This window comes from Pontibacter sp. E15-1, assembly GCF_022601975.1.
In the GTDB taxonomy this organism is placed as follows: domain Bacteria; phylum Bacteroidota; class Bacteroidia; order Cytophagales; family Hymenobacteraceae; genus Pontibacter.
This window is the reverse complement of the sequence record NZ_JAKVIR010000020.1, coordinates 77,910-100,351: the sequence shown is the minus strand read 5'-3', so window position 1 is coordinate 100,351 and position 22,442 is coordinate 77,910. Positions and strand designations below refer to the sequence as shown.

Annotated in this window: 19 protein-coding genes; 16 read left to right on the top strand and 3 right to left on the bottom strand. The window is 53.5% G+C overall.

The genetic code is table 11. The annotated features are described in order from the left end of the window. The first annotated feature begins 45 nt into the window (after window positions 1–45). The 6 genes from MKJ04_RS14965 (at window position 46) to gldN (ending at window position 6,644) form a co-directional block, all read left to right on the top strand. Complete coding sequence (locus MKJ04_RS14965; protein WP_241642457.1) at window positions 46–849, top strand: uroporphyrinogen-III synthase; 804 nt, start codon at window positions 46–48, stop codon at window positions 847–849. Window positions 850–1,015: 166 nt separating this feature from the next. Continuing rightward, on the top strand, window positions 1,016–1,981 hold the full coding sequence (locus MKJ04_RS14960) for a type IX secretion system membrane protein PorP/SprF (protein WP_241642456.1): 966 nt from the start codon (window positions 1,016–1,018) through the stop codon (window positions 1,979–1,981). 230 nt (window positions 1,982–2,211) lie between these two features. Then, entirely contained in the window at window positions 2,212–3,231 is a 1,020-nt protein-coding gene (locus tag MKJ04_RS14955; protein WP_241642455.1) for an SUMF1/EgtB/PvdO family nonheme iron enzyme, read from the top strand. Window positions 3,232–3,313: 82 nt separating this feature from the next. Then, entirely contained in the window at window positions 3,314–4,111 is a 798-nt protein-coding gene (gene gldL / locus MKJ04_RS14950) for a gliding motility protein GldL (RefSeq protein ID WP_241642454.1), read from the top strand. Between the two features lie 55 nt (window positions 4,112–4,166). Next, window positions 4,167–5,762 (top strand): gliding motility protein GldM, encoded by a 1,596-nt coding sequence (gldM, locus tag MKJ04_RS14945; protein WP_241642453.1) that lies wholly within the window; start codon window positions 4,167–4,169, stop codon window positions 5,760–5,762. 21 nt (window positions 5,763–5,783) lie between these two features. Next, on the top strand, window positions 5,784–6,644 hold the full coding sequence (gldN, locus tag MKJ04_RS14940; RefSeq protein ID WP_241642452.1) for a gliding motility protein GldN: 861 nt from the start codon (window positions 5,784–5,786) through the stop codon (window positions 6,642–6,644). An 80-nt stretch (window positions 6,645–6,724) separates the two neighbouring features. Here gldN and uvrC read toward each other — a convergent pair whose 3' ends face one another. From uvrC to MKJ04_RS14925, 3 genes are read right to left on the bottom strand one after another with little or no spacing between them, the layout of a single operon-like run. Further along, window positions 6,725–8,557: an excinuclease ABC subunit UvrC gene (gene uvrC, locus MKJ04_RS14935; protein WP_241642451.1), complete on the bottom strand. Its 1,833-nt coding sequence runs from the start codon at window positions 8,555–8,557 to the stop codon at window positions 6,725–6,727. A 12-nt stretch (window positions 8,558–8,569) separates the two neighbouring features. Then, a complete protein-coding gene (locus MKJ04_RS14930) occupies window positions 8,570–10,891 on the bottom strand; it encodes a penicillin-binding protein 1A (protein ID WP_241642450.1) in 2,322 nt (773 codons plus the stop codon). A 4-nt stretch (window positions 10,892–10,895) separates the two neighbouring features. Continuing rightward, the gene (locus MKJ04_RS14925; RefSeq protein ID WP_241642449.1) at window positions 10,896–13,781 is read right to left on the bottom strand and encodes a tetratricopeptide repeat protein; all 2,886 of its coding nucleotides are present in this window, start codon (window positions 13,779–13,781) and stop codon (window positions 10,896–10,898) included. 314 nt (window positions 13,782–14,095) lie between these two features. On the opposite strand from MKJ04_RS14925, the gene MKJ04_RS14920 reads away from it, so the two are divergent. The 10 genes from MKJ04_RS14920 (at window position 14,096) to MKJ04_RS14875 (ending at window position 22,436) form a co-directional block, all read left to right on the top strand. Continuing rightward, the gene (locus MKJ04_RS14920) at window positions 14,096–14,332 is read left to right on the top strand and encodes an AtpZ/AtpI family protein (RefSeq protein ID WP_241642448.1); all 237 of its coding nucleotides are present in this window, start codon (window positions 14,096–14,098) and stop codon (window positions 14,330–14,332) included. Between the two features lie 5 nt (window positions 14,333–14,337). Continuing rightward, entirely contained in the window at window positions 14,338–14,721 is a 384-nt protein-coding gene (locus MKJ04_RS14915; RefSeq protein ID WP_241642447.1) for a hypothetical protein, read from the top strand. 44 nt (window positions 14,722–14,765) lie between these two features. Beyond that, complete coding sequence (gene atpB, locus MKJ04_RS14910; RefSeq protein WP_241642446.1) at window positions 14,766–15,806, top strand: F0F1 ATP synthase subunit A; 1,041 nt, start codon at window positions 14,766–14,768, stop codon at window positions 15,804–15,806. Between the two features lie 40 nt (window positions 15,807–15,846). Continuing rightward, window positions 15,847–16,107 carry an ATP synthase F0 subunit C gene (atpE, locus tag MKJ04_RS14905; RefSeq protein ID WP_241642445.1) on the top strand — a complete coding sequence of 87 codons (261 nt, stop codon included), beginning with the start codon at window positions 15,847–15,849 and terminating at the stop codon, window positions 16,105–16,107. Window positions 16,108–16,250: 143 nt separating this feature from the next. Beyond that, a complete protein-coding gene (locus MKJ04_RS14900; protein WP_241642444.1) occupies window positions 16,251–16,745 on the top strand; it encodes a F0F1 ATP synthase subunit B in 495 nt (164 codons plus the stop codon). Window positions 16,746–16,817: 72 nt separating this feature from the next. Next, on the top strand, window positions 16,818–17,375 hold the full coding sequence (gene atpH / locus MKJ04_RS14895) for an ATP synthase F1 subunit delta (protein WP_241642443.1): 558 nt from the start codon (window positions 16,818–16,820) through the stop codon (window positions 17,373–17,375). Between the two features lie 2 nt (window positions 17,376–17,377). Further along, on the top strand, window positions 17,378–18,958 hold the full coding sequence (atpA, locus tag MKJ04_RS14890; protein ID WP_241642442.1) for a F0F1 ATP synthase subunit alpha: 1,581 nt from the start codon (window positions 17,378–17,380) through the stop codon (window positions 18,956–18,958). Between the two features lie 70 nt (window positions 18,959–19,028). Continuing rightward, on the top strand, window positions 19,029–19,919 hold the full coding sequence (gene atpG / locus MKJ04_RS14885; protein WP_241642441.1) for an ATP synthase F1 subunit gamma: 891 nt from the start codon (window positions 19,029–19,031) through the stop codon (window positions 19,917–19,919). A 169-nt stretch (window positions 19,920–20,088) separates the two neighbouring features. Then, window positions 20,089–21,804, top strand: a complete 1,716-nt coding sequence (gene pafA, locus MKJ04_RS14880; protein ID WP_241642440.1) for an alkaline phosphatase PafA — start codon at window positions 20,089–20,091, stop codon at window positions 21,802–21,804. A 59-nt stretch (window positions 21,805–21,863) separates the two neighbouring features. Further along, the gene (locus tag MKJ04_RS14875) at window positions 21,864–22,436 is read left to right on the top strand and encodes an inorganic diphosphatase (protein WP_241642439.1); all 573 of its coding nucleotides are present in this window, start codon (window positions 21,864–21,866) and stop codon (window positions 22,434–22,436) included. The last annotated feature ends 6 nt before the right edge of the window (window positions 22,437–22,442 follow it).

Here is a 22,442-nt window from a genome sequence, read left to right as displayed (position 1 = left end):
GGCGGGATTGCTGCAGGAGAATTATAATAACCCTATCAAGTGACTATGGCTGAAAGCAACGCAAAGGGCAGCGCATCCCCCGAAAGGTATAGAGTGCCGATCAAGACGATTCTGGTAACGCAACCACAGCCCACTACCGATAACTCCCCTTATTTGTCAATCGCAGAGAAGTACGACATCAAGGTCGATTTCAGGGCGTTTATTGAAGTAGAGCCAGTGCCTTTCAAAGAGTTCAGGAAGGACAAGGTGGACATTCTGGAGCACACAGCCGTGATTTTCACGAGCCGCAACGCGGTAGACCATTTCTTCAGGATCTGCCAGGAGAGCAAGGTGGAGATGCCCGCCGACATGAAGTATTTCTGCATCTCAGACCAAACGGCCTACTACCTGCAAAAGTACATCACGCTGCGCAAGCGCAAGTTGTTTGTGGGCGAGAAAACGGCCAAAGACCTCTTTGAGGTGATCAAGAAGCACAAGAACGAGACATACCTGTTCCCCTGCTCCAACATCCGCAAAGACGATATCCCGGAATTCCTGACGACGAACAAGATCAAGCACACCGAGGCGATCATCTACAAAACCGTGGCGGCCGACCTGTCTGACCTGGACGACGTAACGTATGACTGTATTGCCTTCTTTAGCCCGTCCGGCATCAGCTCGCTGTTCATTAACTTCCCGGACTTCCAGCAGAACAACACGCGCATCGCCGCCTTTGGGCCCACCACCGCCAAGGCAGTGCGCGATGCCGGCCTGGAACTGGATATCGAGGCGCCCATGCCCAATGCCCCATCTATGACAGGTGCAATTGAGGTGTATATACAGACCCAGGTGCAGGACCTAAATAAATAAGGCAATACGCAACTTTTATCCTAAGAATACATAGGTAATAAAGCGCAAATGCAAGCACTGTGAGTTGGCAGGCGGGCGTTTGCGTTTTAGTGTTTTATAACTATATTTGGAAGGCGGGTTATATGTCTGCGCGCCGCTTGCGCACGTTACCCTGATGTCAAAGCCTATGAAGAAGCTTCTATACGTTTTACTGCCGCTGTTCCTGCTCGCCCCTTTTGTGGTGGTGGCGCAGCAACAACCGCAGTTCACGCATTATGGGTTTAATGGCATGCAGATTAGCCCCGCCTACGCCGGCATCACCAACAGGCCGGAGTTTACCTCTATTTACCGCTATCAGTGGCTCGGCTACACCGCTTCTTTTGATGATGGCGGCTCCCCCAAAACGTTGCTGCTCACGGCCCACACGCCGGTGCGCCTGTTGCATGGTGGCCTGGGCCTGAACCTGGTGCGCGACCAGATAGGCAATACCACGATTTTGTCGGCAGCGGTTTCGTATTCCTACCATATCAGGATAGGGGACGCGGGCAAACTGGGCTTGGGGGTGCAGGGCAACCTCAACAACTACAAAAAAGGTAACTACCGCGCCATAGACGACAATGACCCCAGCGTGCCCTACAACAGCTCCGACACGAAGTTTGACCTGGGTGCGGGCCTGTGGTATGAGTCGGCGGCGTTTTATGCCGGTGGGGGTATAACCAACTTGCTGAACGCGCAGTTTGAGTTTGCCGATTCTACCAACATGGGCAAAGGCACCTTGTTGGGAGAGAACCATATATATATAACAGCGGGCTACCATTTGCCCCTTACAGAGGACATCACGATCACGCCCACAGTCCTGCTGAAGCACGACACCGAGGCGTTTTCTTTTGACATCGGAGGGCGGGCAACTTATTTAGGAAAATATTGGGCAGGATTGAATTATAGGCATCAGGAAGCTGTTAGTGCGCTTGTGGGAATGTCTTTGTTTCAGGACAACGCGCTTCGGGTAGGATATGCCATAGACGTAACAACTTTTAACGAGGCTGCCAAGGCGGCCACATCGCATGAAGTGATGCTGAATTATCGCTTACCGGAGCCAATCATCAGATTCAAGCCGCCTGTACGAACCCCCCGCTACTATTTTACAAAATAATTGCACCGTAAAACGCCCGTTTTTTGTACTGTTTGTAGATTTTTTCTATAAATATTGTCGCAAATCATTATTTAGTAGAATAATAATCAGCTATTTAACGCGTTTAAAAATAATAAATGCGGGGGCATCTGAATTGTTTTTTAATTGATCCTATTTCTTATATATTTGCTACACCTGTCAACGTGTATTAAATTACATTATTAAAATTTTTACTTCTTTTAATAGTCATCATGAACAAACTAATAAAGCTGTCTTCATTCGCATTGGCGGTGGTACTGCTTGCAAGCTGCGGGATGAGACGTGGGCCGCAAGGAGATCTTGTAGGAGCTGAAGACCGTCCAGAGTACAATCCGCAGGCAGTGCCATACGGCATGGTGATATGCCCGGGCGGTACCTTTCACATGGGGCAGGCAGATCAGGATATTGCAGCGTCTATGGCCAACCTGAACAAGCAGGTGACCATCGGCGGCTTTTATATGGACGAAACCGAGATCACGAACAACGAATACCGACAGTTTATCAACGTGATGATGCAGGATTCGCTGGACGTGCTGGGCGAAGAATACGTGATGACGCAGCTTTACCCGGACACTACTGTATGGGTGAAAGACTATACCTATCATATGGGCGACCCTTTGATGGAGTACTATTTCTCGCACCCTGCCTTCGACGATTACCCGGTGGTGGGCGTGGACTGGTTTGCCGCCAAACAATTTAGCGAGTGGCGCACCAAGCATAAGAACCAGGCCAACCAGGAGGAAGGCATGGCACCGATGCCGCAGTTCCGTTTGCCAACAGAGGCAGAGTGGGAGTATGCTGCCAGAGGCGGCCGCGACATGGCTGTATACCCATGGGGTGGGCCATACCTGCGCAATGGCAAGGGCTGCCTGCTGGCCAACTTTAAGCCGGGCCGCGGCGACTACTATAGCGATGGCTTTACTTATACTGCCCCTGTAGCCCAGTTCTTCCCCAACGACTTCGGCCTCTATGATATGTCGGGCAACGTGGCAGAGTGGTGCGCAGATGCTTACTCGGATGCCACTGTGCCGATTACCTGGGACTTGAACCCGGTATATTACAAAGACGATGAGCCGCGCAAAGTAGTAAGAGGCGGTTCATGGAAAGACATCGCATACTTCCTGGAGACAGGCACGCGTAATTTTGAGTATCAGGATTCTGCCCGTTCATATATCGGTTTCCGCAACGCGATGATTTACCTGGGAAGATCTTCAGGCAACGAATTCAGATAAGATTTTAGTAAACAACCATTTCAATAATCAACCCAACCCTTTTCAACCTTTTTTTAACGTTCACAATTAATTAGAAAACAAAATGAGCAAAGCTAATGGTCGTAATTTCCTGTTCGACGTCTTGATGCCCAAAGTGTATGGTCTTGGTGCTGCCGTCGTAATTGTGGGTGCATTGTTCAAGATCCAGCACTGGGACTTCGCAAACGAAATGCTTATCATAGGTCTCTTGACAGAGGCGGTAATCTTCGCCCTAAGTGCGTTCCAGCCACAGGGGCATGAGCCAGACTGGGCAAAGGTATACCCGCAACTGGCTGATGATTACGCAGGTGAGGGCCTGGTGCCAGCGCATGCGTCAAGCGGACCTTCTATTACAGGCAAACTGGATGATATGCTGCGCAACGCCGACATCACTCCGGAGTCTATCAACAACCTCGGTTTTGGCCTGAACAGACTGAGCGATACCACTGCCCAGCTGGCTGACCTGAGCCAGGCAACCGCCGCCACCGATGAGTATAACGTGCGTGTGAGAGCTGCTGCCAACCAGCTTGGCGAGATTAACAAAGCGTATGCTGCCACAGCCGATGCCCTGTCGCAAATGGCTGGTACCACGGTAGATGCCAAGGAGTACCACGGTCAGGTACAGAACATGACCCGGAACCTGGGCGCGCTGAACGCTGTTTACGAAATGGAGCTTCAGGATGCCAACAACCACCTGAAATCCATGAACAAGTTCTACGGAAACCTGAGCATGGCCATGGAGAACCTGACAGATGCCAGCAAAGACACCGCGCAGTTTAAAGACGAAGTATCTCGCCTGACGCACAACCTGCACAACCTGAACACGGTGTACGGGAACATGCTGACCGCGATGAAAGGTTAGTCAATAACCGAAGTTCTTTAATCATTACGAATTAACAGTTTATATATAGTATAAAATGGCTGGAGGAAAAGAATCACCACGGCAGAAGATGATCGGTATGATGTACCTCGTACTGACCGCTATGCTGGCCCTAAACGTGAGCTCGGCTATTCTGTTAAAGTTCCAGTTCCTCGACGAGAGTTTGCAGGAAGTGAACAAGAGGACAGTAACCGATAACGCCGGGGTTGTATCAAATATTCAGGCTGCCATTGCAGAGAACAAAACCCCATCTGCCAATGACAACCGCGTGCTGAAAAACGCACAAACAGTACGGGAGCAAACCGCTGACTTAGTAAGCTATATTCAGGGCCTTCGCAAAGAGCTGATCGAGAAGAGCGGCGGAATGACAGAAGAAGGAGGCTACGCTCAGCCGGAAGGCAACGACATTGTGGCCAACACCATGATTGGTGCATCTAACAAGCGGAATGGCGCAGGGTATGTGCTGAAAGGAAAACTAAACGAGTATGCGAAGTTCCTGAAGCAGTATAATCCGAACACGCCGGAGAAACTGGCCCTTGACGGATCAGAAGACCCGGTAGCCAGCAAAGACAAGTCGCAGAAAAACAAGGACTTTGCAGAACTGAACTTCGAAGAAACGCCGATGGTAGCCGCTTTGGCGGTGCTTTCTCAGAAGGAGAGCGAGATTCTGAAGTATGAGGCGGATGCCTTGCAGAAACTTGCAGCCTCTGTGGGAGCGGACATCATCAAGTTCGAGAAAATATTTGCCATGGCGCGCGCTGAGTCTAAAACAGTGGCGGCCGGTACCAAGTACAAAGCCGACATGTTTATCGCAGCTTCTTCAGACAATATCGTTCCGAAGATGAGCTTCCAGGGCAAGCCGGTAAAGGTATCAAATGGTATGGGCCAGGTTGAGTTCGTGGCTGCGGCCTCTAACTATGATGCGGATGGCAACTCGAAGCAGACCTGGAAAGGGCAAGTAACCATCAACCAGAACGGCCGCGACACGACCTTCACCGTTACCGAAGATTATGTGGTGGCAAAGCCGGTGATTCAGGTACAGTCTGCCTCAGTGCAGGCCCTTTACTTCCAGTGCGCCAACGAGCTGAACATCCAGGTGCCAGCCCTGGGCGCTGTGTATGACCCAAGCTTTAGCGCCAGCGGCGGTTCTGCCGTAAAAGGAGCCAAGAAAGGCGAAGTAACGATCATCCCTACGGCTACTGAGGTAACCATCAACGTAAGCAGCGGTGGCAACGCCATCGGTAAGGAAACATTTAGGGTGCGCCCTATACCAAAGCCAGAAGTGATAGCGTTAGTTAATGGCCGCCCTGTGGATATGAAGCGTGGCGTTCCGGCACAGTCTTTCAGAGCCGTTAAGTTGGATGCTGTGGCAGACGAAGGCTTTAAGCAACTGCTGCCGAACGAAGCGCGTTTCAGGGTAACAAAATGGACTGCGTACCTGGTGCGTAACAACCAGCCTGTTGCTCAGGAAGAGTTCAACAGTCCGGAGGCAAACCTGACCAGCTTTGCTGCAAAGGCGAACAAAGGAGACAGGGTAGTGCTGGAAGTGAAAGACGTGAAGCGTCTGAACTATAAAGGCGTTGCCGTTGACGCCAACGTAACCGTTGCGCCGTTCAACATTCCGTTAAACTAACAACAGAAGCTTACAAGGAGTATGAAAGTATTTAAAGCAATAGGTGTAGCCGCCGGTTTGATGTTATCTGTAGGTGCCATGGCGCAGCAGGTTTCCAACTCAACCTCCAGCAACCCTTCCGCAAGGCCAATCCCCGAATCTGATATCCTGTTCAAGAAAACTGTATGGCGCAAGATTGACCTGCGCGAGAAGCAGAACAGGCCGATGTTCTCGGAGAACAGGGAGATAACCAAAATCATTATCGGCGCTGTAAAAAGCGGCGAACTGACAGCCTACAAAAACGACTCGATCAACACGCCATTGACGCGCGAGGAGTTTGTGGCCAACATGACGCCCAAGGAATCTGGCAGTCAGTTGAGCGAAGAGGAACTGGCAGCTGGTTTCGGACAGCCCGCGGAAGAGGAAGATGCCTGGGGACAAGCGGTAGGCACATCGAACGATGCGGCAGCTTCTGGTCCTGTAAGCAATGAGTTTTTCCCGAAGCAGCTATACCTGCTGGAGGTGAAAGAAAACGCGGTGTTCGACAAAAAACGCTCGCGCATGTACCACGACATCCAGACGATCAGCATCAAGGTGCCTTCTACGCTAAACCCACTTGGTTTTGAGCAGAACGTCGGCACTTTCAGAATGGACGATCTGGTGCGGGTGTTCCGCAGCAACCCAGAGATGGCGATCTGGTATAACGCGCAAAACGATGCCCAGCATAAGAACCTGGCCGATGCGTTTGACCTGTGGTTGTTCAGCTCATACATCACCAAGATATCAAACCCGAACGATAGAGGACTGGCTGATATTTATGGTGGCGGTAAAAAAGGCTTGCTGGCTGCACAGGATGCTGCTGAAGCCCTGATAGAATACGAATACAGCCTTTGGAGCTATTAAGCTCTGGGTAGCAATACCATATAAAAAAGGGAGACTTATATGAGTCTCCCTTTTTTATGCGTTATCAGAAGCGGCAGAAATTAAGAACGAATGGCTGTGTCTTGCTTGTTTGCATCGTGAAAATAGCGGTATAGAATGGCCGCCTTGGCCTTGCCCACTTCCTGGGTTAACTCTTCCTGCGTGAGCTCCCGTAATTTTTTCACGGATTTATACTTGGTGAGCAGCGCTTCTGCAGTCTTTGGCCCCAGGCCCTTTACCTCTGTCAGTTCTGTTTTGAGGGTACCGGCATCGCGCTTGCTGCGGTGGAAGGTAATGGCAAAACGGTGCGCCTCGTTGCGGAGCCGCTGAATCAGCATCAATGACTCAGACTTCTTATCAATATACAAGGGCAAGTTATCGCCGGGGTAGAAAATCTCCTCGAGCCGTTTGGCAATGCCAACAACGGCTATCTTGCCGTAAATACCCAGGTCTTTCAGCGCCTTCACGGCCATGCTCAGCTGCCCTTTTCCACCATCAATAACGATGAGTTGTGGCAAAGGCTGGTCTTCGTCCAGGAGGCGTCTGTAGCGGCGTGTCACGATCTCATACATCGACTCGAAGTCGTTTGCCCCCACCACAGTTTTAATGTTAAAATGGCGGTAGTCTTTCTTGCTGGGCTTTCCATTTTTGAAGCATACCATCGAGGCCACCGGGTTGTCGCCCTGGAAGTTGGAGTTATCGAAGCACTCGATCTGGCGGGGCAGCTCAGTCAGGCGCAGGTCCTTTTTCATCGTTTCCAGCACGCGCAGCTCCCGCTTTTCGGTTAGGTCCTTGTTCTTCTCCTGGCGGCCTTCCCGCTCTTTGCGGAGGTATAGCGCGTTTTTCAGCGAAAGCGCCAGCAGCTTTTTCTTATCCCCGATTTGTGGGTAAGAAACCGTGACGTTATCCAGCGGAAGTGTCAGCTCGATGTTAGTGATGACCTCGCGGGACGTGCTCTCAAACTCCTGGCGCAGCTGCACTATTACAGAGGCCAGAATGTCTGCATCTGCCTCGTCCAGCTTCTTCTGTATCTCCAACGACTGGGTCAGGATGATGGAGCCGTTCATCACTTTCAGGTAGTTGATAAAAGCGCAGTCCTCGTTGCTTGTTATCGTAAATACATCGATGTTGGTCAGGGTGTTGGAGACAACTGTGGATTTAGTCTGGAAGTCATCCAGCATATCCAGCTTCTGCTTATACTGGTGCGCCAGTTCATACTGGTAATCGGCGGCGGCGGCGGCCATCTTCTCCTTAAAGTAGTTTCGGGCCACTGACAGGTTGCCAGACAGGATGTTCTTGATGTGTGCGATGGCAGCATTATACTCTGTTTCGTCCACCAGCCCTTCGCAGGGGCCCTTGCAGTTGCCAAGGTGATACTCCAGGCAAACCTTAAACTTACCCGCCGCAATATTCTCGGGAGAGAGGTTATACGTGCACGTGCGCAGGGGGTATAGCGTCCGGATCAGGTCCAGGACCACATACATGGTGGTGGCGCTGGGGTATGGGCCAAAGTAGCGCGACCCATCGTTGATCTTGTTTCGGGTGGTGAGGACGCGCGGAAAGCGCTCATTCACGATACAAATGTAGGGGTATGTCTTGCCGTCCTTCAGCAGGATGTTGTATTTGGGCTGGTACTGCTTGATGAGGTTGTTCTCCAGCAGGAAAGCGTCTGTCTCGGTATCCACGATCGTAAACTCAATGTCCTTAATCTGGGAGACGAGCTTAAGCGTTTTCTTGTTGTGCTGGGTAGAGCGGTTGAAATAGGAGGAAACCCGCTTCCGGATATCCACCGCCTTGCCTACATAGATAATGCCCTTGTCATCAAAAAACTTATAGATGCCTGGCTTGTGTGGCAGGTGCGCTATTTTCTCCTTCAGCCTTTCGTTTGCTGGCATGTGTCCTCTGGGTTAAATCTCAGCGTCCAGGTCAATCTCGGTGGGCAGGTTCAGAAACTCGTCCTGTCCCTCTGTGTCGGGCTGCACACCCTGGTTATACCTGGCACAGTCTAATTCTACAGATAAAGGCGTTAAAGGTTTAGGGAATGGCTCTTTCGAAACGTCCAATGATTTATCGGCATACACTTTCTGCATAAACGCCCCGTAGATCGGCATGGCCAGCCTACCGCCCTGGCCCTCCTTCATGGTCCTGAAGTGTATGGAGCGGTCTTCGCCACCAACCCAGGTGCCGCACACCAGGTTGGGCGTAACGCCCATAAACCAGGCATCAGAGTAATTCTGCGTGGTACCCGTTTTCGCCCCGATCTCGTTCTTGAGGCCATTGCGGTAGCGCAGGCCATAGTAGGCAGTTCCGCCCGGCTCAGCCGTGGCTTTCAACATATGCACCATCATATAGGCCGTCTCCTCGCTCAGGGCCTCCACGGTTTTAGGCGAGTGCTCATAAATCAGGTTGCCGTGCTTGTCTTCGATGCGGGTGATATAAGTCGGCTCCATCCAGGTGCCGTTGTTCACAAACGTGCCGTAAGCTCCCACCATGTCGAACAGGCTCACGTCGCTGCTGCCCAGTGCCAGCGACGGCGTGGGGTCGAGCGGGGTAGTGATGCCCATGCGCTTGGCTGTTTTCACCAGCGTTTCGGGGCCGAGCTTGTTAATCAGGAAAGCCGAGATAGAGTTTACCGACTCCGCGAGGGCCTTGCGCAGGGTATACTTCTCGCCGCTGTACTTGTTGTCGGCATTGCTTGGGCACCACATGTTGCCGTCCGGCAGCGGGATGCACACTTTCGTGTCGATCACCTCATAGCAAGGGTAGTAGCCGTTTTCGATGGCGGCCGTGTACAAAAAAGGCTTGAAAGTAGAACCAGGCTGGCGGGCACCCTGTTTCACGTGGTCGTATTTGAAGTGCTTGTAGTTGATGCCGCCCACCCACGCTTTGATATGGCCAGTCTGCGGCTCCATGGCCATAAAACCGGTTTGCAGAAAGTGCTTGTAATGCTTGAGCGAGTCCATCGGGCTCATCATCACTTCTTTCTCCCCATTCCAGGTGAAAATTGTCATCGGGATTTTCTTGTTGAGGTAGTAGTTGATGGAGTCTTCGTTATCCTCAAACTGCGCTTTCAGGCTGCGGTACCGTGAGGTGCGCTTGATGGCCTGCTGCGGGAAGCTTTTGATCTCCTGGTTCGACTGGTCTACCCAAGGGTTGCGACCTTTCCAGTGCTCGAAAAACGCCTGCTGACGGTCCTTCATGTGCGCCTCCACGGCCTGCTCGGCATATTGCTGCATCCTCGAGTCGATGGTGGTATAAATTTTCAGTCCGTCGCCATACAGGTCATACCCATTCTCACGGCACCACTGGCGCAGAAACTTGCTGGCCTCAGTCCGGAAATAAGGCGCCATACCCACGTTCTGGTTCTCAACGCGGTAGTCCAGCGCTATGTCTTGGACTTTCAGCTTATCATATTCCGCCTGGGGCAGGAAATTATACTTCACCATCTGCGACAGCACCACGTTCCGGCGGTGCTTGGCGTTCTCGGGGTTGAAACGGGGGCTGTAGTAGGTCGGGTTTTTGAACAGCCCCACCAGCACCGCCGACTCCTGCACCTCGAGGTCTTTTGGCTTTTTGTTGAAGAACGTTTGTGCCGCCGACTCAATGCCGAAAGCGTTGCTGCCAAACTCAAAGATGTTGAGATACATCACCAGAATCTCACGCTTGGTATAAGACTGCTCCAGCTTCACGGCCATCAGCCACTCTTTGGTCTTATGTATGAGCGTGCGGAGGCCGGGCACGTCGTTCAGCAGGCCATTGTTCAACTCGTCGCCGCGCGTTCTGAACAGGTTCTTGGCTACCTGCTGCGTCAGGGTGCTGCCGCCTCCCTTCGAGCGGCCGGTGGCAAGCGCCGCAGCCACGCGCGCCATCGCCTCGGGGTCAATGCCGGAGTGCTCCTCAAAGCGAATGTCCTCGGTCGCGACGAGGGCATTCACCAGGTTATCGGGCAGGTCGTCGTACTCCACCGGTGTGCGGTTCTCGCGGAAGTAGCTGCCTAGCCGCACATTATCGGCCGAGTATATCTCAGAGGCGAGCTCACTTTTAGGGTTTTCCAGCGCGCGCAGGTTGGGCAGCTCCCCAAACAGGTTCAGAAAGTTGATGCTGACGGCATATAAATAGAGAATGAAAACTGCCAGGCCACTCACAAAGAACAGCCAGAGTGCAGAGATGACGCCGCCGTAAACTTTATGGGTGGGAGAGGGTGAAGATGTCTTTTGACGCGTAGCCATGTACTTAATAATTGTTTTTAAAGAAGGCCATATAGGCCTCCAAATCTTTTTTCTGCAGGAATTTTTGGTAGTTGGCAGCCGAGATCACAAAGGTAGTGAAATCTATGCCTCTAATTCTGCCAACAGGTGCCTGCGGCGCTTTTTGTTTGATGTTGAAAGACAGTGCCGTCTTGGGGTCACTGAAAGACCGCAACAGCAGCATTGTTTTGCCTCCGTCAAAAGCGACCGCGTCGATGGTCAGCTTGTCGTTCTTAAAGTAGGTGCTGTTATACTTCTCATACTTCGGCAGGATATCCTTGAAAGCGGCGGCGTCGGTAGGGTATAACAGCACAAAGTAATAGGCAGAGTCGGGGGCCACCTCATAGGCCAGCGGGTCTGCCGCAACAGGCGGCGGCGACGGTAAAGTGGCGGCAACCGTGTCGGTGGTAGAGGCAGGCGGCGTTGCAACGGGCAGTTTCTGTTCAGCGGCTTGCTCCGGTTTCGGTGTGGCTTCGGCTTCTGGCCTGGGCGGCTCGGGTGTCTGCTGCAACGGTTTTGGGCTCTTTTCCACCAATGCCAACTCCGGCGTGGCCTTTGCCGCTGACGCTGTAGCTCTAGCAATTTCTGTGCTAACTTTCTGCTCCGGAGTCAGTCTGGCGGCCGTGTTTGGCTGGGCAGGCTGTGGCGGGGCAGGGGCATCATTCCGCAGCAGGTTATTTTGCTCCAGCTCGGTATAAGTGGCCAGCAGTTGCGCTGCCTGTGGCTGCAGGGGGCTGCCGGGGTAGTCTTTCTGAAACTGCTGGAGTTGCCGCTGCAGCAGTTCCGGTTTCTGGGTGCGGGCCGTAACCAGGGCTTCCAGAAAGGAAATCTTGTCTTTGATGTCGTTGAGCGGGTACTGGCTGACTACCTGATGCAGCACCTTCGTTGCCTGCTCATACTCCTGCGCGCTGTAAAAGCTGTAGGCAGAGTCATAAAGTGCCTGGGCTTTGCGGTTGTCCACGGCGTTTTTCGACAGGAAGTCCTCGTCGTCGAGCAGGCGGGCAAACGTGGTGTTTGGGAACTCCTCCTTTAGTTTCTTGTAGTATACCTGCTGCCGGGCCATGTTTCCGGCCTTGCCATAAAGCAGGTAAAGGCTGTAATAGGCTTCGGCCGAATGCTCTGACTTTGGAAAGAGGCGCAGCAGCTCCACGTAGGTCTGCTCAGCGCGCGCGGTGTCGTTCAGGTTCTGGGCGTAGATGTTGGCCAGCCGGAACAAGGCCTCCTCCACCAGTTTTTCCGAGCGCTGCAAATCAACGGTCGTGAGCGGGATACCCTGCAGGTAGGCATCTAGCTGGGCCGAGGAGCGCTCCTCGGGCGAGAGCTGCGTCTCAAGGTTATTCATGACAGGCGCGCGGGCGATGTTCGCCTCGCTGCCCGCCTCGCCCCGGATGCGGATGCGCCAGAAATCCTGGAGGGGGCGCTCTCCCCATCGGCGCACGAACTCCGCCCGGGCCGAGGCCATGGCGGTGGGATTGTCGAAGTACCACACGCTGCTGGCACTGCCGGAGGCGTTAAAGGCATCGCCGTTTTGGTTGCGCCTGTTGTTGCGGCTGGGTTGGGCCTCGGCGCTTTTCGCCAACTCCTGCTGGCGAGCCAGCTCAAGCTGCTGTGCCTCCTCCTCGCGCGCCACTAGGGCCTGCACAAAGGCCATGCGGTCGGCCTCGCTCATGCGGCCCAGGCGCTGCAGGCTATCCTGCGTCTGGATGGTGCTGTACTGCCTCGCAAAATCCGCCAGGATATCCCGACGCTCCGCCACGGCCTCATACTCCGGGGCCCGCTGCGGGTATACCTGCACGGCGCTGTCGTAGTACGCCGCTGCCAGGTCATACTTGTTCAGGTGGTCAAAGTAAATCTCCCCCGCCGACACGTAGCTGTAGGCTTTCTGGTTGGAGAGGACGCCAGGCGTTCTGAGGGACTGCTGCAGCAGCTCCAGCGCCTTGTCGTGGTTGCTTTGCCGAAGCTCGAACTGCGCCATCTCATAGTAAATCCTGTCGCGGTACTCCAGGTTTTTCTCGTCTTTCAGCAGCTTCTGGTAGTAGCCCGCGATGCGCTCTTTGTCCTGCTCATCCGTCAGTTCCGATACCTGGCCCAGGTTCAGTCGGCTGAAAAAGCCCAGGTCGAAGGGCGGGTTGCGGCGCAGCACCTTGCTGTACTCCTGATACGCCTCTTTTCTCTGGTCGGTCAGCTGATAAAGCTGGCCGAGCGTATACCGTACCCGCGACTGGGCGTCCTTATCCTCGAAGTTGGGGAGCGAGAGCGCCAGGTTCTCGATCACCTGCGCCGTGTCGGCCTGCAGGCGGTAGTAGTGGGCGCGCACAAGGTATAATTCCCGGGCATTGGCCTTGTTCAGGCGCTCCTTGCGCAGAAACTCCGACACCTGCTGGGCGTTGTCCATCTCCTCCAACTGTATAAAAGCGCGCATCAGCCATACCAGCGCCTCGTGCCGGTCGTCGGCGTCTTTGCTCGTGGCGTTCACATATTTAAAGGTGCGCACCGCCTCGGCAAAGTTCAGCTGGTAGTAGTTGGCCTTGCCAATCTCAATGTAGCTGTTGTCGATCCACTTGCTGTTCTTATGGTACTGAATCGGGTGCGAGGCCTTCTTCTTGATGTCCTCCAGGTCGGCCTCGAAGGCTTTGGCCGTGGTAGAGTCGATGGCAGGGTAAATGGGCAGCACCTGGTTGTAGTCGTACTGGGTCTGCTCCTGCAGGCTCTCCTGCATCAGGCGCATTTTCTCGCGCGCGAGGAAGTAGCCGTTATACCGGGCGGCCGTGTTATGGTACGTCTTGCTCAAAGGGTTGTTCCGCTCCGCAGAGCAGGCCACCAGCAGCATGGCTGCCAGTATAAAGAGGATGTGCAGTGAGTTTCTGTTCAAGGCAAAAGGGTGTGTGCCATGTGGCAGCACTATATATATAAGGTATAAACGCTGTGCCGTCCGCTTTCAGTATGGGTGCGCCGCCACGCGGTTGCCGGTCCTGAAAGCCTTAACGGAATGCTGGCTAAAAGGCCTCCAACAAAATTACAATAATATGCCAATAGTTGGGTAAGCAACAGTTTTTCAGACAGCTATTGAACTATACAAATTGCCAAATGGTTTCAGGCGGGGCAACACATCGCGCAATCGGCTGTTTCGGGCGCTTGCGCCAAAGTTCGCCGCAAAATACGTATCTTTGCAATCCCCTGACAAATATGGACAATACGCCAGACCAGAAACCAAAGACGCCGCGAGAAGATAACGTGAAGCCGTACCTGAAGTACTCTGGCCTCGCCTTCCAGATGATCGGGGCGATGGTGCTGGCAGCCTTTGCGGGGATGAAACTGGACGCGCATTTCCAGACCCGGAACCCGTGGTTTACCATCGTGCTGCTGGTGCTGGCCGTGGTGGCGTCCATGGTGTTGGTTATCCTGTCATTAAATAAAAAATAGCTTACGTGAACTTCGTTCGGAACTTGTTGATTTTCTCGGGCCTTGTGGGCCTTGGCATCGGTGCCCTGGCCTATTTTACCGGCGATGCGGTGGTGCATGCCTATGTATGGTACATGCTGGCCTTCTTCGTGCTGGTAACGGCGGGCACCTTTTACATTACCCGGCTCGGCATCAGCTACGACCAGGACAATTTTCAGCTTTACTACTTCGGCTCCATGGGATTCCGGATGATGCTGAGCATCGCCGTGGTGTTCATTTATGTCTTCCTTTTCTCCGAAAACGAGCTGCAGTTCGTGCTAAACTTCTTCGTGTTATATTTTCTGTTTACCGCGTTTGAAATTTACAGCTTATTGGCTAACTTGCGGCCCAATTTGAAAAAGCAGGACTAGGTAGAAGGGTTTTCCTTTTCAGTCCTGTTGCTAAATCTCTCTTGATGAAGAAGTTATTCGTTTTCCTGTTGTGTCTTTTTACGATTTCAGCGCATGCCAATGAGGCCCCAGCTGAGGAAGGTGGCGTTTTCAAGCCAGGCGACATGATCACACATCACATCGCGGATGGGCATAAGTGGGAGTTCGCGCACGGTGTCAACCTTTATTTGCCGGTTATTCTGGTAGATAACGGGCAACTGAATATTTTTTCTTCCAGCAACTTTTTTGATGCCCACGGCGAGGAAGTGGCCCACAAGGGGTATGTGCTGGAGCATGGGCATGTTTACAAAGCCAATGCCGAAGGCGAGCCTATAGAAGGCCATGCCGGTTTGTATGATTTGTCGATCACAAAGAACGTGGCTTCCATGTTTCTGAGTGTGGCGCTGCTGCTGGGCGTGTTCCTGGTGATAGCAGGCCGTTACAAGAGCAACCCGGGCAAAGCGCCAAGCGGCATCCAGTCCTTCTTCGAGCCCATCATTATCTTTATCCGCGATGATATCGCCAAGGCCAACATCGGCCCGAAGTACGAGCGCTATATGCCGTTCCTGCTGACCATCTTTTTCTTTATCTGGTTTAACAATATGCTGGGGCTGATGCCGGGCGGAGCCAACCTGACGGGCAACATCGCCGTGACGCTGGTGCTGGCCGTGATGACCCTGCTGATCACCGTGTTTAGCGGTAACAAGAGCTACTGGGGGCACATATTTGCCACACCGGGTGTGCCGGTATGGCTGGCCCCGATCATGATTCCGGTAGAGCTGATCGGTATCATCACCAAGCCTTTCTCCCTGATGGTTCGTCTTTTTGCAAACATCACTGCGGGCCACATTATCATCCTTTCCCTGTTTAGCCTTATCTTTATCTTCGAAAGCCTCGCGGTTGCCCCGCTGAGTGTTGCCTTTGCCACGTTCATGAACTTCCTGGAGTTGTTTGTGGCTCTGTTGCAGGCATACATCTTCACGCTGCTGTCGGCCATGTACTTTGGCGGCGCCGTGGAAGAGCACGACCACGTGGATGACATGGGCCACGGAGATGGCGGGCACTAATCTGAATTTTTATTTTTTTTAACTATATATAACTATAATTATGTTATTAGCAATTCTGCTTCAAGCTCTATCATCAGGCGCAGGTTTCGCGATCATGGGTGCCGGTATCGGTGCTGGTCTAGTGGCGCTTGGCGCTGGTTTGGGTATTGGTAGAATCGGTGGCTCTGCCATGGAATCTATCGCGCGTCAGCCTGAGGCTGGTGGCAAAATCCAGACAGCCATGATTATCGCTGCGGCCCTTATCGAGGGTGTGGCGCTTTTCGGCGTGGTGGTGTGCTTGCTGATCTCTTTCAAAGGCTAGTAATAGTTTTTGCAGATCTCTCGTCCGGGCGTATGGCCCGGACGGAGAGATCTAAAGTATAGTGTATAGTTAAAAGGCAAACGTGCTGCAGTAGGGCAAACGGGGCCAACCCAATTAGAACCTGATTTTCAAATTATAGAGCAATGGAATTAGTAACCCCTGGTATAGGTCTGATTATCTGGCAGGCAGTAACGTTCTTGATCGTTTTGTTCCTGCTGACGAAGTTCGCCTGGAAGCCGATCATGAAGGCGCTGCACGACCGCGAGGCGTCTATTGAGAACGCGCTGAGCGCCGCCGAGCAGGCAAAGCTGGAGATGCAGGGCCTGAAGGCCGAGAACGAGAAACTGTTGGCGCAAGCGCGTCTGGAGCGCGACAAAATCCTGCGCGAGGCCACAGAGGCCGGTAACAATCTGGTAGAGGCAGCCCGCGAAAAAGCCAACCAGGAAGGCGCCCGCATGATCACAATGGCCCGCGAAGCCATCGACAGCGAGAAGCGTGCCGCCATCGCGGAAGTGAAGAACCAAGCCGCTTCCCTTTCCATCGAGATCGCAGAGCGCATTCTGAGAAGAGAGCTGAGCGACCCGAAGGCACAGCAGGAGCTGGCCCAGGACTACGTGCGCGAAGTAACCCTTTACTAAACAGAACATACATTGGTGCGCGCCGCGCACACCCGGAAAGGGGAGCAGGCGCACGTCATTATACACAGAAATATGTCAGATATTAGAGTTGCTTCCAGGTATTCGAAGTCGCTGATCGAGCTGGCCAACGAGAAAGGGGTGTTGGAAGAAGTGCATCAGGACATGATCCTGTTCTCCAAGGTCGTTTCTCAGAACAGGGATTTTCAGTTGCTGCTCACCAACCCGGTTGTCAAGTCAGACAAGAAGCTGGCGGTGCTCAACAGTATTTTCACTGGCAAGGTGCAGCCCATGACGCTGATGTTCTTCAACATTGTGGCGCAGAAAAAAAGAGAGTCCGTGCTTGTGTTTATTGCCGCTGAGTTTGAGAAGCAATACAACGAGATCAAGGGCATTCAGGTGGTGGACGTAACCAGCGCGATATCGCTCTCGGCTACCCAGCGCGAGTCCCTGATCAAGCGGCTTACCGCCGAGACGGGCAAGATCATCCAGCTGAAAGAATCAATAGACCCGTCGCTGATCGGGGGCTTTGTGCTCCGCGTAGGCGACAAGCAAATAGACAGCTCTGTGAAGAACAGCCTTCGCAAGCTCAGAAATGATTTTAAAGACAACTCCTATATTAATAAACTATAATCATGGCAGAAGTAAGACCTGATGAAGTATCAGCCATATTAAGAGAACAGTTATCTAACTTCCGAACTGAGGCAGAACTGGAAGAAGTAGGAACTGTCCTGCAGGTAGGTGACGGTGTCGCGCGTATCTATGGCCTTTCCAAAGCGCAGTCTGGTGAGCTTTTAGAGTTCGAAAACGGACTTCAGGCCATGGTTCTTAACCTGGAAGAGGACAACGTAGGTGCCGTATTGCTGGGAGACTACAGCGAGATTAAAGAAGGCTCCACTGTTAAGAGAACAAGCCGCATTGCCTCCATTAAGGTGGGCGAAGGCATTATTGGCCGTGTGGTTAACACACTGGGCTTGCCGATTGACGGTAAAGGCCCGATTGCCGGTGAGTTGTACGAGATGCCACTGGAGCGCAAGGCACCAGGCGTTATCTTCCGCCAGCCCGTAAACGAGCCGATGCAGACAGGCATCAAGGCCATCGACTCCATGATTCCGATTGGCCGTGGCCAGCGTGAGCTGATCATCGGTGACCGCCAGACAGGTAAGACTGCCGTGGCGATTGACACGATTTTGAACCAGCGCGAGTTCTTCGACAGAGGAGAGCCTGTGTTCTGTATATATGTGGCCATTGGCCAGAAGGCATCCACTGTGGCGCAGGTTGTAAAAGCCCTGACCGAAGGCGGTGCGATGGATTATACCGTAGTGGTGGCCGCGTCTGCCGCTGACCCTGCCCCAATGCAGTTCTTCGCGCCATTCACGGGTGCCGCCATCGGCGAGTTCTTCCGCGATACCGGCCGTCCTGCACTTGTTGTATATGATGACCTTTCGAAGCAGGCTGTGGCATACCGCGAGGTGTCCCTGCTGTTGAGAAGACCGCCAGGACGCGAGGCATACCCAGGTGACGTTTTCTACCTGCACTCTCGCTTGCTGGAGCGTGCCGCCAAAGTGAACAATTCCGACGAGATCGCGCGAAACATGAACGACCTTCCGGAGTCTATCCGTCATTTAGTGAAAGGCGGCGGCTCGTTAACGGCCCTTCCGATCATCGAAACACAGGCGGGTGACGTATCGGCATACATCCCGACCAACGTGATCTCGATTACTGACGGCCAGATCTTCCTGGAGACAAACCTGTTCAACGCGGGTATCCGTCCGGCCATTAACGTGGGTATCTCGGTATCGCGTGTGGGTGGTAACGCTCAAATTAAATCGATGAAGAAAGTGGCTGGTACGCTGAAGCTGGATCAGGCGCAGTTCCGTGAACTGGAAGCCTTTGCCAAATTCGGCTCCGACCTGGATGCCTCTACCAAACTCACTATTGAGCGTGGCCGCCGTAACCTCGAAATCCTGAAGCAGGCGCAGTTCTCGCCAGTGGCAGTAGAGGAGCAGGTAGCCATGATCTACTGCGCTACCAACGGTTTGCTGGACGAGGTTCCGGTGACAGAGGTAAGAGCGTTTGAGAAGGATTACCTGCGCACCCTGCGCGCCCAGCATGCAGACGTGCTGAACGCCCTGCGCGCCGGCAAGCTGGATGATCAGATTACAGGAACCCTGAAGCAGGTTTCAAGAGAGATTTCGGCGAATTACAAAAGATAGTCTTACAGACAAGGCGGCGGCTAGGGGCGAATACCCTTAACCGCCGCCTTTATGCTACAATAACCACCATATGGCAAGTTTAAAAGAAGTTAGAAACCGCATCACATCGGTATCTTCGACACAGCAGATCACCAAGGCCATGAAAATGGTGTCGGCTGCGAAGCTTAGGCGTGCTCAGGATAACATTTTGCGCATGCGCCCCTATGCGCAGCGCCTGAGCGGGATTCTGGCAAACCTGTCGTCGCAAACAGAAGGCTCTGTTTCTAACATCTACTCTGAGAAGCGCGAGGTGAACAGGGTGCTGATTATTGCCGTTACCTCAGACCGCGGTCTGGCAGGCGCGTTTAACGCGAACGTTGTGAAAGGCGTTGTGGCACTGATCAACAGCAGGTTCAGCAGCCAGGCAGCCGCCGGAAACGTTACCGTGCTGGCCATCGGCAAGAAAGGGCTGGACGCTTTCAAGAAAAGAGAGATCCCGGTTATCAGCAACTTCAGCGGAGTGTTCTCTAACCTCTCCTTTGATGTGGTGCGCGAGGCTGCCGAGCATGCCATGGACGGCTTTGTGGCCGGAGACTTTGATCAGGTATACCTGGTTTACAACGAGTTCAAGAACACGGCTACGCAGATCGTTCGCCAGGAGCAGTTCTTGCCGATAGAGGACAAGCCCGTAGAAGCTGCCGACGCCTCTGCCTTGCTGGTAGACTATACCTTTGAGCCGTCGAAAGAAGAGATTATCCGCGACCTGATCCCGCAATCGCTGAAAATACAGGTATACAAGGCGGTGCTGGAGTCGAACGCCTCTGAGCACGGTGCCCGTATGACCGCCATGGACAAAGCAACAGAGAACGCAGGAGAACTCCTGAAAGAACTGAAGCTGACCTACAACAGAACGCGTCAGGCCGCCATCACCAAAGAGATTCTCGAGATCGTGGGAGGTGCCGAGGCGCTGTCAGCAAAATAAGGACAGAAAAGCTATATGGAGCAGCGCCCAACAGCAATGTGGGCGCTGCTTTTTTTTCGGGGTACCGGTGCCGACATGTTATTAAATTGTAACTTATATGCATCGGCCACAATAGATTGAAAGTGCAAAGCCATGCCTGCTATATTTGCAGGAGGTTAGGAAAAAGGAAATGAGCCAAAACAAGTTTTTCAGCAACAGTATGTTCGTGAAGGCCGCCGCCATGTGCCTGCTCGTCCTGAGCGCATGTGCCGGAACGCCTTCTGCCACAGCCCCCGAGGCCAGCACAGCCAGCCATGCGCCAGACTTCAGCAAAGGCCTTCCGCGACCCAAACTGGTTGTGGGCCTGGTCGTGGATCAGATGCGCTACGATTACCTGTACCGCTACTGGGACAAGTATGGCAACGACGGTTTTAAGAAGCTGTTAAGTCAGGGCTTTAATTTCAAGAACAACCAGTACAGCTACGTGCCGACGTATACCGGCCCGGGGCATGCCTCTATTTATACCGGCAGCGTGCCCGCCATCAACGGCATCATCGGCAACAACTGGTATGCGCGCGGGCAGCAGAAAATGGTTTACTGCGTCGACGACGAAACCGTGAGCACGGTAGGGAGCACCTCCACCGCCGGGCAGATGTCGCCGGCCAACCTGCTTACCACCACCATTACCGACGAGCTGCGACTGGCAACCAACATGGGTTCCAAAGTGATTGGCATCGCCCTTAAAGACCGTGGCTCCATACTGCCAGCCGGCCACCTGGGCAACGCCGCCTACTGGTTCGACTCGCCGAGCGGCAACTGGATCACCAGCACGTATTACCGCAACGACCTGCCCCAGTGGGTTCAGGAGTTCAACAACAGCAAGTACCCTGACCAGCACCTGAGCGAGGTATGGAACACGCTGCTGCCGATCGAGGCCTATACCGAGAGCACGGCAGACGACGTGGCTTGGGAAGAAACCCTGCCCGGCGAGCAGAAGCCAGTTTTTCCGCACAATGTCCCGGCCATCCGGGGGAAAGATTACGAGCTGTTGCGGTCGCTGCCCGCAGGCAACACCATCACCAAAGACTTTGCACTGGCCGCCCTGCGCGGTGAGCGCCTCGGCAAAGGGGATTTCACTGATTTCCTGGCCATCAGCTTCTCCTCCGTGGATTATATCGGGCACAAGTTCGGCCCTAACTCCGTGGAGGTGGAAGACGCGCTCCTGCGCCTCGACCAGGAAATGGGAGAGCTGATAAAGGCGATTGAGGAAGAAGTGGGCAAGGGAGAGGTGCTGTTCTTCCTGACGGCAGACCATGGCGCCGCCCATGTGCCGGCTTTCCTGAAGGAAAAGAACATCCCGTCGGGCGTGACAACGCAAAGCGTTATCCGCGACTCCGTAGAACAATACCTGAACAAGCAGTATGGCCCCGGGAAGTGGGTGGAGCAGTATGCCAACCAGCAGCTATACCTCAACCACAAACTGATAGACGGCAAGAAACTGAACCTGGCGGATGTGCAGCAGCGCGTGGCCGCTTACGTGATGCGCTTCGAGAGCGTGATGCGTGCGGTGTCGGCGGGGGCGCTGCAGAACTCGAACTGGGGCCAGGGTCTAATGGCGCGTGTGGAGAATGGGTATAACGCCCAGCGCTCCGGCGACGTGATTGTGTTGCTGCAGCCCGGCTGGTTTGAGGGCTGGGGATCGAAAAACCCCAAAGGCACCACGCACGGTTCGTTCTCGAACTACGACACGCATGTGCCGCTGGTATGGTATGGCTGGCGCGTGCAGCCCGGCGAGAGCTCTGTTGCCACCGAAATTGCCGACATCGCACCGACCATTGCCTCGTGGCTATACCTACAGGAGCCTAACGGGAGTGTGGGAAGGCCTTTGCAAGAGTTTATGAAATAATAACAATAGCGCACGAAGCGGAGTGTGAACCGGAGCGCGCATCAAAATTAAAAAACGATATGGAGAATACAGAAAACAACAACCCCTGGCATGGCGTGAGCTACGGAGACGAGGCGCCGGCAATCCTTTCGGCGATCATCGAAATCCCAAAGGGCTCAAAGGCCAAGTATGAGCTGGACAAGGATAGCGGCATGCTGAAACTTGACCGCGTGCTTTTCTCGTCTGTAAATTACCCGGCCAACTACGGCTTTATCCCGCAGACGTACTGCGACGACAAGGACCCGCTGGACATCCTGGTGATCTGCTCGATCGACGTGCAGCCGATGTGCCTGATCGACGCGAAAGTGATCGGGGTGATGCAGATGATCGACAACAACGAGGAAGACGACAAGATCATCGCCGTGGCCTACAACGACATGTCTGTGCGCCACATCAACGATATCTCTGAGTTGCCGCCGCACACCCTGCTGGAGATGCGCCGCTTCTTTGAAGACTACAAGAAACTGGAGCACAAAGAGGTAGTGGTAGAGCAGTTCCTGGGCCGCGAGCACGCTTACAAGATCATTCAGGACAGCATCGAGCTATATAACGCCACCTTCGGGGAGCCTAAGAAAAAAGAGAAGGCGCTTTAAAAAATA

Excerpts from the sequence above, each read along its gene's own strand:
- atpA (WP_241642442.1), top strand. The coding sequence starts at position 17,378 with ATGGCAGAAGTAAGACCTGATGAAGTATCAGCCATATTAAGAGAACAG.
- MKJ04_RS14875 (WP_241642439.1), top strand. The coding sequence starts at position 21,864 with ATGGAGAATACAGAAAACAACAACCCCTGGCATGGCGTGAGCTACGGA.
- atpE (WP_241642445.1), top strand. The coding sequence starts at position 15,847 with ATGTTATTAGCAATTCTGCTTCAAGCTCTATCATCAGGCGCAGGTTTC.
- atpH (WP_241642443.1), top strand. The coding sequence starts at position 16,818 with ATGTCAGATATTAGAGTTGCTTCCAGGTATTCGAAGTCGCTGATCGAG.
- pafA (WP_241642440.1), top strand. The coding sequence starts at position 20,089 with ATGAGCCAAAACAAGTTTTTCAGCAACAGTATGTTCGTGAAGGCCGCC.
- MKJ04_RS14955 (WP_241642455.1), top strand. The coding sequence starts at position 2,212 with ATGAACAAACTAATAAAGCTGTCTTCATTCGCATTGGCGGTGGTACTG.
- MKJ04_RS14920 (WP_241642448.1), top strand. The coding sequence starts at position 14,096 with ATGGACAATACGCCAGACCAGAAACCAAAGACGCCGCGAGAAGATAAC.
- uvrC (WP_241642451.1), bottom strand. The coding sequence starts at position 8,557 with ATGCCAGCAAACGAAAGGCTGAAGGAGAAAATAGCGCACCTGCCACAC.
- atpB (WP_241642446.1), top strand. The coding sequence starts at position 14,766 with ATGAAGAAGTTATTCGTTTTCCTGTTGTGTCTTTTTACGATTTCAGCG.
- gldM (WP_241642453.1), top strand. The coding sequence starts at position 4,167 with ATGGCTGGAGGAAAAGAATCACCACGGCAGAAGATGATCGGTATGATG.
- atpG (WP_241642441.1), top strand. The coding sequence starts at position 19,029 with ATGGCAAGTTTAAAAGAAGTTAGAAACCGCATCACATCGGTATCTTCG.
- MKJ04_RS14900 (WP_241642444.1), top strand. The coding sequence starts at position 16,251 with ATGGAATTAGTAACCCCTGGTATAGGTCTGATTATCTGGCAGGCAGTA.
- gldN (WP_241642452.1), top strand. The coding sequence starts at position 5,784 with ATGAAAGTATTTAAAGCAATAGGTGTAGCCGCCGGTTTGATGTTATCT.
- MKJ04_RS14960 (WP_241642456.1), top strand. The coding sequence starts at position 1,016 with ATGAAGAAGCTTCTATACGTTTTACTGCCGCTGTTCCTGCTCGCCCCT.
- gldL (WP_241642454.1), top strand. The coding sequence starts at position 3,314 with ATGAGCAAAGCTAATGGTCGTAATTTCCTGTTCGACGTCTTGATGCCC.
- MKJ04_RS14965 (WP_241642457.1), top strand. The coding sequence starts at position 46 with ATGGCTGAAAGCAACGCAAAGGGCAGCGCATCCCCCGAAAGGTATAGA.
- MKJ04_RS14930 (WP_241642450.1), bottom strand. The coding sequence starts at position 10,891 with ATGGCTACGCGTCAAAAGACATCTTCACCCTCTCCCACCCATAAAGTT.